Consider the following 13,252-nt stretch of genomic DNA (forward strand, 5'->3'; position numbering starts at 1 on the left):
TTCGTTCATCATGACGGCCATGCGCCGGCGTCGTTGTATCGCTGTGTTGCTGTGTTGCCGCGTGGTTGCCCGCGCCATTTCTGGAGGGATTCATGAAACACGGCATATCCGCCCGTTCGCGCCGCCAGCGGGTTGCGTCGCGCATTGCCGCGAGTTCGCCGCACGACAGCGCGTACCCGCGTGAAGTACCGGCATATGGGCTCAGGGGCCGTCGGTTGATCGCCGCGCTGAAGCATTCGCTGCTCGCCTCGTTGCCTCGCGCGACGCTCGCCGCGGCCGCCCTGCTCGCACCGTTCACACCGTCCACGATACCCGCCGCGTTCGCGCAAAACGACGACCATCCGCCGCCGCTCGACAGCGCGAGCGCCGACACCGTCAAGCCGCCCATCACGCCGCTCGCGCGGGTCGGCAAGCTCACGCTCGACAGGCAGGTCAAATGGCTGCGCGCCGCGCAGCAAAGCGGCGCACTCGAAAAGCTCGACGACGCGCAACTGGTCGCGCTGTTCCAGTCGCTCGATCCGCTCGCGTTGCCGCGCTACATCAAGGAAGGACCGAACGGCTATCCGTCGTACGAGTTCGCGATGTCGCGCTCGGAGCGCATTCACGGCCAGTGGCCCGACAAGCCCGATCACATGCTGGTGCGGCTCGCGCACGATCCACTGCGGATCTACGCGAAGTGGCTGCCCGACGGCGCGCACGCGGGCCAGGAAATCATCTACGACGAATCGAAACGGACCGACGAAATGTACGGCCATCTCGGCGGCATCATGAACGTGCTGCCGGTGTGGACCTCGCTGACGGGCGCGCTCGCGCGCTCGCAATCGAACCACGAGGTCCGCGATCTCGGCACCGAGTACATCGCGGACCAGTACCTCGACGAAGGCCGGAAATACGCCGAGGCCGGCGTGCCCCGCTCGGCGCAGATCGACGTGAAGACGATCGACGGCGTGCGCGTCGTCACGTTCACGTTCGAAACGCCGACCGGCCAGCCGCAGTTCTATGCGAAGAAGGAAACGCTCGGGCTCGATCTGCGGCATCCGTTCTTCCGCACCGTCGAGTCTTACGACAACGAGGGCAAGCTGTTCGAGCGGATTGTGTTCGAAAACATTACGCCGCAGACGTTCGACGATTCGACTTTTGATCCGAAGAACAAGGCTTATCGGTTTTAGCGGGTGGTGTGTGTCGAGGTCGGGGCCGTATCGATGCGGTGCGGTGCAGTGCTCATGTCCGGGCCGTGCCTGCTCGATGCCTGCTCGATACTTGCTCGATGCTTGTTCGGCCTCTGTCCGGCAGGTACCCGATGTTCGGCGGACAGGCGGCCAATCCGCGCGAGCGGCACGGCTCACGCATGGCGCGGCGTCAGCGCGAACGCCACATAGGCCGCTTGCGCGGGCTGCCCGACTCGCGGCTCATGACTGTGTTCCACGAAGCGTCCCGTGCGGATCGCGAGATGCCGCAGGACGAAGTAGTCGGAGGCACGCGTGAAGCCGATCAGCGACGGCGTCGCGCGCAAGGCCGCGTCACCCAGCCAGGGTGCGAGCGCGGTGAACCAGAGCGCGCCGGCATCGTCACCAGTCTCGAAGACCGGCAGTTGCAGATGCGCGGCATAGCGCGCGAACGATGCGCCGCACACGAGCGTGGAATCGACGATCGCCAGCGTATGCATATCGTTGCCGCGGTTGCCGAGGTTGCCGCGTGCGACGGCCTGCGCGAACCACGGCCATGCGCCGCCGGCCATCGTCGACAGCCATGCACCCGTGAGCATGAAAGTGCGTCGGTCCATCTTGCCTCACGCCATCACATACCGCTCGCGCGCTCGTGCGCAGTCGCGCTCATTTACCGCACCGTCACGTATATCCCCGCCGGTCGCGCCACCCGGCCGGCCAGATTCCCTGCTTGCCCGGCGCGAGAATGCCGTTCGGATCGAGCGTGTCCTTGATCGTCTCCGCGAGCCGCAGCAATGCGCCGTCGTTGAAGCCGTACTGAGCCGCCGCGAAATCCATATACGCGAGATGCGCGCGATATTCGCCATAACCGGCCGCGCGCGCATCGCTCATCAGCGAGCGCAGCAATTCGCCGGCCCGCTCGACCTGGCTCGCGTCGTCGCGATCGAAAATCGCCGCGAAAATGTGATGCAGATGCCGCGCGCCCGCCGTAAAGCCGCCGTAGTAGTCGAAGCCGTATTCGGCGGCGCGCGTCTTCACCATCGTGTACTGGCGCAGCGCATCGCGCCCCGTCGCCGGACAGATCGGCGCGAAGTCGACGTGCGCGCCCGCGCCGCCGCGCCAGTCGAGCATGCGAAACGCGGTCATCGCGGGAATGCCGGCCATGTTGCGGTCGCCGCCGCCCGCCGGTTGCGCGTCGCCGGCATAGCGCGCCGCCGACAGGCGCGCCTCGGGCACCCGCGCGAACGCACGCTCGATCGACGCATAACGCGCATCGATCAGCTCGGGCGTGCCGTATAGCGCGAAATGCAGGTTCCAGCGCCCGACGCCGAGCGTGTCGAGCATCGCGGTCAGCGCGCTCTCGGGCATCGCGCCCGCGCCGTCGTACCACGGCCGCCGTGCCGACAGACCCGCCGCGCGGCGCAAACCGCCCTCGATCACCGCGTGATTGCGGATCGTTCCGTCGAGCCGCAGCGGCCGCAGAATCTCGACGATCGCTTCCAGATCGGCCTCGTGGCGAAACTGGATTTCGCCCAGCAGATACGCGGGCGGCGCGGGCATCAGCCACACACCGAGCTTCGTGACGATGCCGTAGTTCGACTGCATGAACATCGCGTCGAACGAGGGCCCGTAGCCCGGCTGATACAACTGCCACGCGGTGCCGATCTCGATGCCGCCCATGCCGGTGCGCAGCACGTCGCCGTTAGCGAGCACGACTTCCATGCCGCATTGCGCGGCCGCGTGATCGCCGTAGTCGGTGTAGCCGAAGCCGCGCTCGAGCGTATTGCCGACCACGCTGCCCCAGCCGGCCGCGGGCGGGTCGATCCACAGCCTGTAACCCTTTTCTCGCAGATGCGCGTACAGATCGAAGTAGCTGACGCCCGGCTCGACGAGCGCATAGGCGAGCGTCTCGTTGACGTCGAGGATGCGGTTCATCCGCTGCAGATCGAGCACGACCGAGCCGGCAAGGCGCGGCGCCGCGCCGCCATACGCGAAATTGCGTCCGGTCGACACGGTCCACAGCGGAATGCGATATCGATTCGCGATGCGCAGCAGCGCGCGAATTTCGTCGACCGAAGCCGGCAGCAGCGCGGCGCTCGCGGCGAAGGCGGCGCGCTCGCCGGGCGCGAACGGATCGAGATAGGCGGCGAGCCCGGCGTCGGACGTCACGACCTGCGCATCGCCGACGACCGCGCGCCAGGCGGCCAGCGCATGCTCGAACTGCGCGGCGGACACATTGGGCGGCAAGGTCTGGGGCACCGCGTCTCCTCATCCTCAAGATGCGAACGGCGGCGTGCGGGGTTCAACGCACCGCCGCGTCATCGCTGCACCGCGTACGGCACACGGCGCACGACAACCCGCGCCCGACACGGCACCATGCGACAACGCCATGCAGCACCATGCAGCGCCTGCGCCGCCGCTACTGCTCGCCGCTCCAGGTCTCCGGCTTGCCGCCGAGCGCGCTGCATACGTCGATGGCGATCGTGCGCAGCTTGCCTTCCGCGATCGCGCCGGAGAGCGCGTAGCCCATGCCGTCGTTGACCCAGTAGAAGGTGCGCCGGTTGCCGTCGCGCAACAGCCGGAACGCGGTCTCGTTGCGCGCGATGCCGGTCACGTAGAGCGTGAGGCGCGCGCCGCCCGCGTTCTCGTACATGAACTGCGCGGCCGGCCCCGCCTCGCCGGGCAACAGCCGCCCGCCCACCAGCGCATAGCCGTACTCCTGCAGCGACGGCACCGAAAGCGGCCGGTTCAGCCGCTTCGACAGCCAGTTGATCAGATGCTCCTCTTCGCTCGCGGCGACCTCGACCGGATGACGCCGCTCCGGCGAATACACCGCATACGCGACGTCCGCGCGCTGCGCGAAGCCCGCCGGCTGGCCGCTCAACCTGTCCCATGCGTTGCCCCAGATACCGCCCCAGACGCCGCCCCACGCGTTGCCGGTCAGACGCGGCGCGAGCGGCCCCAACGCCAGCGCGAGCCCGGCACCGACAGCAAGCCAGCAGGCCGCGAGGCCCGCGCGCTGCCACCACGGCCGCGTGCGCCGCAACACGATGAAGGCGGGCTCGTCCGCTGCGCTACGGCGATTGTCCGCGTGATGCTTCGCGGCGCCGGCCGCGCTATGGCCTGTCTCGCCGGCCTCGCTTGCCTCGCCACCATCGTCCGCCGCGCGCCGCGGCGCACCGCACAGTGCGCGCAACGCGGCGTTCTGCGCGCGCCATGCGCTCACGCGCGCGGCGGCCTGCGGATGCTGACCCAGTTGCGTGTCGAGCGCGGCGCGCTGCGCGTCCGGCAATTCGCCATCCACATACGCCGACAGCGTGCGCAGATCGAGCCCTTCGGGCAGGCCGGAACCGTAGTCGTCGTTGTTCATTATGGATTTCTCACCACTTTCAGCGGCGCCACGTTACGCGCCGCCGGTGCCGAACCCTGGCTCGGTCCCTCGGCGGGCCCTTGCGCGAGCAGCGCGCGCAGATGCTCGCGCGCCCGCGAAAGCCGCGACATCACCGTGCCGATCGGCACGCCCAACGCCGCCGCTGCCTCCTGATAAGTCAGTTCCTCGACGCCCACCAGCAGCAGCACCTCGCGCTGTTCGAGCGACAGGCCATACAGCGCGCGCTGCACGTCGCGCAGCACGAGACCGTCGACTTCGCCCTGCGGCGCTTCGAGATTGCGCCACGGCGCGCTTTCGTCGTCGACGGCGATCTCGCGGCGGCCGCGCAACTGATCGATGTAGAGATGCCGCAGGATCGTCAGCAGCCATGCCCGCATGTTGCTGTTCGGCCGGAACGCCGACCAGCGCGCGAGCGCGCGCTCCGCCGTATCCTGCACGAGATCGTCGGCCCAGGCGTAGTCGCCCGTCAGCGCGCGCGCATAGCGGCGCAACTGCGGGAGCCACGCGATCACTTCCGCTTCGAACGTCACCCGGCGCGCGGCGCTCAGTAGCCGCCGCCGCTGCTATTGCTGTTGCTGCTCGAGCCCGACGCGGCGTTGTCGGTCGTCGCGGCGCAGGCGCCGCTCGCGAGCGTGCCGAAGGCGAGCGCGAGCAGCACGAAGAGCGAGGACAGAATACGGGATGCTTTCATCATCATGAGTCTCCTGACGATCGATCGCGCGAGCCGATCCGCGCACGCGATCCGGGCGGGCGGCCGCGGAGTGCGGCGTTGCCCTACACGACTGAACGCCAATGGCGCGCGGTTTATTCCACCGCGCGGCGGCGTCGGCGAACGCCGCGTTTCGGTGCGGGCCTGCCGCTTCGATGCGCGGCTATCCGGCGCGCCTCTTCCTTTTCCGCCAGGCGTGCCGGCCATGCCTGGAGAGGCAGCGAGAAGGCGCCATTGCCCAGCAGATTCGTAACTCAACGTTACAGTGCGCCGTTATCGGATGCTTATGTGCCCACAAGCCGTTATAGTGGATAAAGTTCGCCCCCCGGCGCGTTCAGCCCTCGAATAGAGTAGAAAGGGTAGAATCGCGGCGAACAACCGTTTACCTAACCCGAATTGTCCATGGCTTCTGCAGAATCGCATCCGCAAAACGACTTCATGAACGCTGCGCGCAAGGAACGAAAGCGCGTCGAGATCTATCTGGTCAACGGCATTCGCCTGACCGGGTGCATCGAGTCGTTCGATCAGTATCTGGTGATGCTGCGCACGCCGGTCGGCCTGCAAGGCATCTACAAGCGCGCGATCTCCACGATCCAGCTCGACACCGGCACGCGTCCGGCGCCGCGCACGGGGCGCCCCTCGCACGGCGAGCACACCGGCGGACGCGGCCCGCATGGCTCGCGCGAGCATCGTGAGCCGCGCGAGTCGTATGGCGCGCCGGCCTCCTCCGAGCGCCCCGTCGGCGAACGCAGCAGTTCGGACGGCCCGGTGGTCGTCACGCGTCGGCGCCGTCTGTTCGGCACCGGCGGCGGCGAAGGCGGCAATCACGGTGGCAACCATGGCGGCGCGGGCGGTGCCGGCAACGGCAACGAATAAGCGCGCGTCACAGCGCCCGGCTAGTCCGCGGACGGGCCGAGCCGCTGCAGAATTTTCTCCAGCCGCATCACCTGCTGATCCGTCAGCTCGAATCCCCCTTTGACCCCTAGCACGCGACGTCGCCAGTACACGGCGTCGAGCATGCGCAGCGCCGGTTGCTTCGTCGCCCAATTCAGGTGTTCTAGTTCCGCTTCCACGACGTGCGAGGCGAAGAAACGCCGCGCACAGGCAGGTTTTTTCCCGTTCATTTGATTCGCTGTCTTGTCGTTGAGTGAGGTCCGCGCGTCGTCGGCAGGACACCGCGCGAAGACACACGGAGAACGAATCGCTGCGGGCCGCTTTCAAACGGCGCGCCTATGCCGTTGGGTCTATACCGTCTGGTCTATGCCATCCGGCCGAGGTTCGGTCACGGCCGCCATGCGCTATGCTGAATAGTCGACTCTCTACTTGCGGAGCACGTCATGACCAGCAGGAACCAGCATGCCACTCACCCCGCGCGCACGCGGCGCGCACCGGCCAGTTCCGTCGCGAGTTCCATCGATAGCCGGCTCGACGAAGCGCTGATGGAAAGTTTTCCCGCGAGCGACCCGATCGCCGTCGACATGGCGGAGCCGTATCGCGCACGGACGCGCAAACCACGGCCCGATAGCAGGAAGCGGCATTGATGCGAATGACGCGGCGATGAAACCTGCGCGGGTTTCTTTCGCGCTTTGCGTTTTGCGCGACGGGGACAACACAGCCTGCGTACGCCGTTGTGGACTGCGCAGGAATGCGAGATCGAGATGGAATCGAAGTGGGATTGAAATACCGCGAATGAGACCGCGGCGACACTGCCGCGAATCTAGCGCCATCACCCGCCGATGAACCGGGCGGCGCCGTCCTCCGCGCCCTGCCCGCCCCATACGGCGATGACGATGTTCACGCCAGCGCGCTCAGTGCGGCGGCAAACCGCTTTCCAGCTCGCGCTGAAGTTCGCGCACCTGGCGCTGCGCGGCACGCAACTGGTCCTGTGCGGCCTGCTTCTGCTGTGCCAGCGCGGTGGCCTCGGCACGCTTCTGCTGCTGCTGGCTCGCAACGATGCTCTGCTGCTGACGCGCCACGTCGAGGTCGGCCTGCAGGCGGTTCGCGCGGTCCTGCGACAACGCGATCATGCGCTGCGTGAACGCCTTTTGCGCTTCGAGCTGCGTGCGGCGAATTTCGACATCGGAGAGCTGCACGGTCTGCCGCACGAAATCCTTGTAGATGAGTTCGGCGCGCGTCACGTCCTGCGTCTTGATCACGCGCCAGAAATTCTTCTGCTGGAACAGCGCGACGTAGTAAGTCATTTCCTTGCCGTAGAACAGCAGGCTCGCGCCGTACGTACCGTTGTAGGTGGTGCGTAATTCAGTCAGGTCCGAGCCGCGGATCATCTGCTGCAATTCCGCCACGTTGCCCGCGGCCGATTGCCGGTTTTCGTCCGGCGTCAATGCGGTGGTGTCCGCCTGTCCGGCTTGCGAGGTATCCGGCAACGCGGCGCTCGTACCCGGCTGGGACACGACCGCGCTGCTTGCGCCACTGCTCTGCAGAGCCTGCGCATTCACGCCTTGCGCGGCGCCGCCCAACACGATGAATGCCGCCAGAGCCATCTCCCGCAGCGTCGACTTTCGGTCCATGTAGTTCCCGCTTCAACAGTTTTTGTTTTAGTGCAAACGGCGCATTATTACTCACTTTCGCGGGTTTCGGGCTCTTCGTCGAAAATTTGGTACTTGCGCATTTTTTCCCACAAAACCTTGCGGCTAATACCGAGATAAAGCGCCGTATCCTGACGCCGCCAGCTGTTCGCGTCGAGTGCGGCCAGCACGCGATTGCGCTCCGCCATGTCCCATTTGCTGCGGTCGACGAGCACCTCGGCTGCGCTCTCCACCGGCACCGGCTGGCTCGTGCGCGCGAGCGCGAGCAGACGCTGCAAACGCGCCGCATCCCACGCGCCGATCTGGCGCACCGTCACGCCGATCCGCTCGGCGAGGTTGCGCAGCTCGCGCACGTTGCCGGGGAAATAGGTGTCGGCCACCGCATCGGCGAGCCAGTACGGCAGATCGGGCAGCGCGGCGAGCCGCTCGGCGCCGACCACCTGCGCGATGAATGCCTTGAAGATCGCGATCTTGTCGACCGCGCCGCGCTCCTCGAGCGACGGAATCTTCAGCTCGATCACCGCGAGCCGGTAGTAGAGATCGGCGCGGAACGTGCCTTCCTTGACCAGTTGCGGCAGGTTCTTGTTGGTCGCCGCGACGAGCCGGAAATCGAGCTTGACGGGGTTCGCCGAGCCGATGCGCGTCACCGCGCTGTCTTCGAGCACGCGCAGCAACTTGACCTGCTGATAAAGCGGCAGATCGCCGATTTCGTCGAGAAACAGCGTGCCACCGTCGGCCTGCTCGAAGTAGCCCTTGTGCGCGACCACCGCGCCCGTGAACGACCCTTTGGAGTGGCCGAAAAACAGCGATTCGAACAGGCCGTCCGGAATCGCGCCGCAGTTCACGGCAATGAACGGGCCCTGGCCGTAGCGGCCGTGTTTTTCGTGCAGCAGTTGCGCGATGCGTTCCTTGCCGACGCCGGTCTCGCCGTGCACGAGCACGCTCGTGTCGCAATCGGCGAAGGTGTCGACTTCGTGCAGCAGCGCCTGCATGCACTCGGAGTTCGCGATCATCGCGTCGGACTCGTGCGTTTTCGCGCTGTGCGCGCGCATCTGCAGCACGAGCTTGGTGACCATGCCGCGCAATTCGGCGCAGGTGAAATCGAGCGGCAGGATGTGCGAGTACTCGGACGGATAGGCGGCCGGGTCGTGCTCGCGCGGCGCCGCGCCGACCCACACGACCGGGATGCCGTGCGCGGCCTGCCAGTCGCGCACGATCAGCGCGCCGCTGTCGATCACCGACACGCTGATGATCGCGAGCGACGGCCGCAGCGCGGTGCGCTCGGGCGAAATCGCGATATCGTCGGCGCGGATCACTTCGACGTCGAAGCTTGCCATGCAGCGCGCCACACGGTCGACGATATCGGCCTTGCCCTCCCAGACGTAAATATCGAGTTCCTCGATTTTGGTGGTGGTTCTCATCTTGGATAAGCTATTGGACCAGTTGCGGAACGCCGCACGTCAGCGACATGTTGTGGACCGTGGCGGTGCCGATCTGCACGCCGAGCAGCGACAGGACGGGGACGACGACGGCGTCGAGCAATGAGAAGACGGGTTGGAGCAGAGGGGTGAGCACCGTCGCAACCGCAGTAAGAATGGGTGAAATGAGCCCCGAAAGATCGACCGAGTTATTGAGAATCTTCAGGCTCAGGGCCTTGGGCAAATAACCCAGCAGTTGCGTGGTCAGCACCGAAGCGTCCGTTCCCACTGCGTTGGAATTGACGCTCTGAACCGAGTCGAAGCTACCCGATGAGCCGTTGAAAACAAGCGGCGTTGGCGTATTAGGGCCGAGAGTCAGTGGCTGGCTAGTAGTGTTTAGCATCACATTGGCCACTACTGTGTTGGCCCCGAGAACCTGGGCCGAAACAGCCGCCACGCCAATCGGTTGAGTGCAAGCCGGATCACTTGCGAAACAGGCTCCCGCGATGCTCGGCGTCACCTCGATAGTCGCGCTGGTCGCCGCCTTTGTGCTCTCGCAATCGACCGAGCTCAGCCCAGCGGTACCCTGCGCAACGGACACCTGCACGGCAATCGGCGTACTGAGCGCGGCAACTGATACCGACAGCAACGGGGGAACGCCCACGGTGAGCGTTGGCAGCCCCACCGGCAATAACGTAACGCCCAAGTTGATCACCGCCGTGCGCGCCTTCGTTCGATAGTCCGTCACGCCATTGACGGTCGTCGTCCCACCCTCACCCACGGCGAGCACAGGCGGATTAATCATCTGCAACGAAATCTTAGCAATACCCGCAAGCCCCGCCGACACCTTGATCACCGGCCCCGGCGTGCCGTTAGGCCCGCTCTGCGCAATCTGCGCGGCCACCATCAGCGCGTCGAACGCATTGATCGTCGCGGTCGCCGCCGAATTCGCATTCGCGAGTCCGAGCGCTAGCAAGCCCGGCGCGGACGTGCCGCCATCGCCGATCGTAATGTTCTGCCCGCCCGGCACCGCAACTTCCAGTGCCTGCAGAATATTCGCGTTGACCGTATCGCCACCGGCCTGCAACGCCTTGACCATCGCCACCATCAGGTTCTGAAAACTCACCGTGGTATTGAGCAGCCCTTGCATCGACGCGGCCCCAAGCGCCGCGCGCAGATCGTCGAGCTTGATATGCGCGCTCGCGAGACTCTGCGTATCGCCGACGCTCAATGAAATGCTGCTCTTCAGCAGCCCACCGAGAATCGCGTTGAGCAGCGCCGACTGCTGCGTGTTCAACGACGCGATGCCCGTACCGAGCGAGAACGCGTCGATGTTCGTCGCCATCGCCGTCGACGTCGCCGTCACGTTGATCGGCGAACCGACGAGGAAAAACATCGGCAGCTTCTGCGTCACCTGCACCTGCACCGCATTGAGCGGATTGCCGTTCGAGTTGTTCGAGCCGAAATAGGTCTTGCTGCTCGTGTCCCAGCGGCCGCAGGTCGGGCTCAGCGTATAGGTCTGACCGTCGGCGTTAAAGCCGTTGCTCGAGGCATTCGAGAACGCGGTACTCTGCGCGGCCGTACAGCCGCCCTGCGAGCCGATCACCTGGGCAGCCGCCATTGCCGACATATCGGCCGTGCGCTGCAACTCGCGGCGCACGAAATACACGTTGCCGACGTCGATCGCGCCGAGCGCCGCGAGCGTCAAACCGAGCGCAATCGCCGCGACCATCGCGACCGAACCACGCTGACGGCGCATGCTGCCCGCGCGTCGCACCCGCGCGAGCCAGCGCACGCGCGGGCGGCGCGCGTCACCGGCTGCAGGGGCGTCATGCGCCGCGTTCGCCGCGGGCTCGCGCGACGTCTGGACCGAAGCCTTGCTCATATCAGTTCCAGCCGCCCGAGCCCGAACCGGAGCCGCCGTTCGAGCCGCCGCCCGAACCACCCGAGCCGCTACTGGAGCCGAGCGTCGAGCCGTACCACTCGGGAATCTTGTTGTTGAACGAATTCAGATAACGCTTGTACGCGAGCCCGGCTTCGGCGCCGAGCATCGGCAGCGCCGGTGCGGCCTGTTCGTTGCTGCGTTGCATGTCGACCCATGCGAGCGTCGAGTGGCCGACCTCGCTCGCACGCACCTTGGGCTGTGCGGCCTGCACCGCCGGCGTCGGCCCGGCGGTCGGCGAGTCGGTCTGCGCGCTCGCCGGTTCGTTCGTCTGCGCGACAGCCGAAGCGGCACCGAACACCGTCATCGCGAACACGCCCGCGATGGCCCCCACGCAGCGCACCGATGCGCGCCAACCCCGAGTTTCCGTTCTGTTTGTCATCTTCACTCCCTGAATCCGTGACGAGCGGGCGCGCTTACTGCGCGAACCGCTGCAACAGGCGCGGCGCGGGTTCGATGCCCATGCTCGCGACCGTGCGTGCATCCGCGGCCGGCGGCTGCGTCTGCCCCTGCTCTTTGGCCTGCTTCTGTGCCTCGCCCTGCCTCGACGCCGCGCCTTGCTGTGCCTGTGCCTGTGCCGCCTGCATGCGCGCACGCTCCGCCACGGCCACCTTCGCCGCATCGCCACGCAGCGCCGCGCGCACGTCCGGCGCGAACTGCTGCTGGTTCATCACCGCGAGCGCCTGCGCGTCGCCGCCGCTGACGAGCAGATACAGCACCACGTTGGCGACGATCTTCGGGTTCTTCTGATCGAGCTCGGCCGCCTTCATGAGCGGCACGCGCGCGCCCTCGACGTCGCCCTCGCGCAGCAGCGCATAGCCGAGGTCCGACAGGGTCGTGGCATCGGTCGGCGCAAGCAGCGCCGCCTGCTGCAACTGCTGCGCGGCGCGTCCGAATTCGCCGGCCGCGCCCTCGATCAGGCCCAGCCCGCGATAGCCGCGCGCCGCCAGCGGCGTCTTCAGCAACTGTCCGTACACGGCCGCCGCGGCGGGCGCCTGGTCGGTCATGCGCAGCGCGTCGGCGCGCAGCAGGATCGTCTCGGGGCTCGTGCCGTACTGCTTTTCGTAGGCGTCGATATGCGCGAGCGATGCGAAGTACAGCCCCTGCGCCTGCATCTGGTCGATCAGGCCGAGGTACATGCCCGGCGTGTCGGGCGCCGGGTCCTTGTTGAGCTGCTGCGTCATCATCGCGCGCTCGGCCTGCGCGCCGACGCCGTAGCCGAGCGGCTCCTTCGACGCGCACGCGCCGAGCAGCGCCAGCACCGCGAGCGCCGTCGCTGCCGCAGCGGTACGCGCATGCCGCCGGGGGTTGTGCCGGGAAAAACGCTGAGTCATGGCCGATCCTTAGTGCTTGGCCGAGCGGAACGAATGCTGGACCGCCAGCACCCCCGGCCCGGCGGTCACGATCATCAGCGCGGGCAGCAGCGTGACGATCATCACCCCGGTCATCTTCACGGCGAGCCGGCCGATGCGTTCGCGCAGCATCGCGCGGCGCGCCTCGCGCAGACGGTCGCCGAACTGCTTGAGCGGCTCCTGCACCGCGCCGCCGTGCCGGTCCACCTGCACGAGCAGGCGCACCACCGCGCGCAGGTCCTCGTTGTCGTAGCTCGACGACAGCCGGTTCAGCGACTGCTCGCGCGTGCGGCCGGTCGCGAACTGGCGCTGCGCGATTTCGAGTTCGCCCGCGAGCACCGGCAACATGCCGCGAAAATCGTTGACCACCACCTGCATCGCCTGATCGAGCGACAGCCCCACGCCCTGCAGCAGGCGCAGCAGATCGACGAGCAGCGGCAATTCGTTGACCACGCCGGCGCGCCGCTTGCTCGCACGCCGGCCCAGCACGAACTTCGGCAGCATGAAGCCCAGCATCGCCGCGATAACGACGAGCGCGAGGTAACGGATGCCCGCGACGTGTCCGCGCGCCAGCACGCCGGCCAGCAGCGGCAGCACGATGCCGGCCGCGAGACGCGCAATCAGGAACAGGCCGCGCGTGCGCGTGTCGACGAAACCGCATTGTTCGAGCAGCCGGCGATCTTCCTCGGCGACGATCTGGCGGCCGAACGGCGTATCGAGCCAGCGCG

15 protein-coding genes are annotated in these 13,252 nt (G+C 66.8%); 3 read left to right on the forward strand and 12 right to left on the reverse strand.

The annotated features are described in order from the left end of the window. Positions 1-92: 92 nt before the first annotated feature. Complete coding sequence (locus F3J20_RS19965) at positions 93-1,169, forward strand: DUF1571 domain-containing protein (protein WP_240162846.1); 1,077 nt, start codon at positions 93-95, stop codon at positions 1,167-1,169. 173 nt (positions 1,170-1,342) lie between these two features. Here the strand turns inward: F3J20_RS19965 and F3J20_RS19970 are convergent, their stop codons facing one another. From F3J20_RS19970 to F3J20_RS19990, 5 genes are all read right to left on the reverse strand, one after another. Next, positions 1,343-1,783 (reverse strand): hypothetical protein, encoded by a 441-nt coding sequence (locus F3J20_RS19970; protein WP_167284301.1) that lies wholly within the window; start codon positions 1,781-1,783, stop codon positions 1,343-1,345. Positions 1,784-1,847: 64 nt separating this feature from the next. Beyond that, positions 1,848-3,425 carry an FAD-binding oxidoreductase gene (locus F3J20_RS19975; RefSeq protein ID WP_167040118.1) on the reverse strand — a complete coding sequence of 526 codons (1,578 nt, stop codon included), beginning with the start codon at positions 3,423-3,425 and terminating at the stop codon, positions 1,848-1,850. Positions 3,426-3,585: 160 nt separating this feature from the next. Further along, positions 3,586-4,536, reverse strand: coding sequence for an anti-sigma factor (locus tag F3J20_RS19980; RefSeq protein ID WP_167284302.1), 951 nt, complete (start codon positions 4,534-4,536; stop codon positions 3,586-3,588). Beyond that, positions 4,536-5,087, reverse strand: coding sequence for a sigma-70 family RNA polymerase sigma factor (locus F3J20_RS19985; RefSeq protein WP_167040122.1), 552 nt, complete (start codon positions 5,085-5,087; stop codon positions 4,536-4,538). The genes F3J20_RS19980 and F3J20_RS19985 overlap by 1 nt, the downstream gene beginning before the upstream one ends. Before the next feature lie 14 nt (positions 5,088-5,101). Beyond that, positions 5,102-5,254 carry a hypothetical protein gene (locus tag F3J20_RS19990; RefSeq protein ID WP_167039957.1) on the reverse strand — a complete coding sequence of 51 codons (153 nt, stop codon included), beginning with the start codon at positions 5,252-5,254 and terminating at the stop codon, positions 5,102-5,104. A 414-nt stretch (positions 5,255-5,668) separates the two neighbouring features. On the opposite strand from F3J20_RS19990, the gene hfq reads away from it, so the two are divergent. Beyond that, positions 5,669-6,142, forward strand: a complete 474-nt coding sequence (gene hfq / locus F3J20_RS19995; RefSeq protein WP_167040124.1) for an RNA chaperone Hfq — start codon at positions 5,669-5,671, stop codon at positions 6,140-6,142. 20 nt (positions 6,143-6,162) lie between these two features. On the opposite strand, the gene F3J20_RS20000 is transcribed toward hfq, so the two are convergent. After that, positions 6,163-6,390 carry a hypothetical protein gene (locus F3J20_RS20000; protein WP_167040126.1) on the reverse strand — a complete coding sequence of 76 codons (228 nt, stop codon included), beginning with the start codon at positions 6,388-6,390 and terminating at the stop codon, positions 6,163-6,165. Between the two features lie 213 nt (positions 6,391-6,603). Between F3J20_RS20000 and F3J20_RS20005 the strand changes: the two genes are divergently transcribed. Next, on the forward strand, positions 6,604-6,807 hold the full coding sequence (locus F3J20_RS20005; RefSeq protein WP_167284303.1) for a hypothetical protein: 204 nt from the start codon (positions 6,604-6,606) through the stop codon (positions 6,805-6,807). A gap of 267 nt (positions 6,808-7,074) precedes the next feature. Here F3J20_RS20005 and F3J20_RS20010 read toward each other — a convergent pair whose 3' ends face one another. The 6 genes from F3J20_RS20010 to F3J20_RS20035 form a co-directional block, all read right to left on the reverse strand. Then, positions 7,075-7,794 carry a DUF2968 domain-containing protein gene (locus F3J20_RS20010; protein ID WP_167040130.1) on the reverse strand — a complete coding sequence of 240 codons (720 nt, stop codon included), beginning with the start codon at positions 7,792-7,794 and terminating at the stop codon, positions 7,075-7,077. A 47-nt stretch (positions 7,795-7,841) separates the two neighbouring features. Then, complete coding sequence (locus tag F3J20_RS20015; protein ID WP_167040132.1) at positions 7,842-9,233, reverse strand: sigma-54 dependent transcriptional regulator; 1,392 nt, start codon at positions 9,231-9,233, stop codon at positions 7,842-7,844. A gap of 10 nt (positions 9,234-9,243) precedes the next feature. Continuing rightward, the gene (locus F3J20_RS20020) at positions 9,244-11,115 is read right to left on the reverse strand and encodes a TadG family pilus assembly protein (RefSeq protein ID WP_240162847.1); all 1,872 of its coding nucleotides are present in this window, start codon (positions 11,113-11,115) and stop codon (positions 9,244-9,246) included. Between the two features lies 1 nt (position 11,116). Then, complete coding sequence (locus tag F3J20_RS20025) at positions 11,117-11,554, reverse strand: DUF3613 domain-containing protein (protein WP_167284304.1); 438 nt, start codon at positions 11,552-11,554, stop codon at positions 11,117-11,119. 34 nt (positions 11,555-11,588) lie between these two features. Next, complete coding sequence (locus F3J20_RS20030; protein ID WP_167284305.1) at positions 11,589-12,506, reverse strand: pilus assembly protein; 918 nt, start codon at positions 12,504-12,506, stop codon at positions 11,589-11,591. A 9-nt stretch (positions 12,507-12,515) separates the two neighbouring features. Beyond that, a partial coding sequence (locus tag F3J20_RS20035; protein WP_167284306.1) for a type II secretion system F family protein occupies positions 12,516-13,252 on the reverse strand: 737 nt, incomplete at its 5' end.

Origin of the sequence: Paraburkholderia sp. Cy-641 (assembly GCF_011752945.1) — a bacterium.
Lineage (GTDB): Bacteria > Pseudomonadota > Gammaproteobacteria > Burkholderiales > Burkholderiaceae > Paraburkholderia.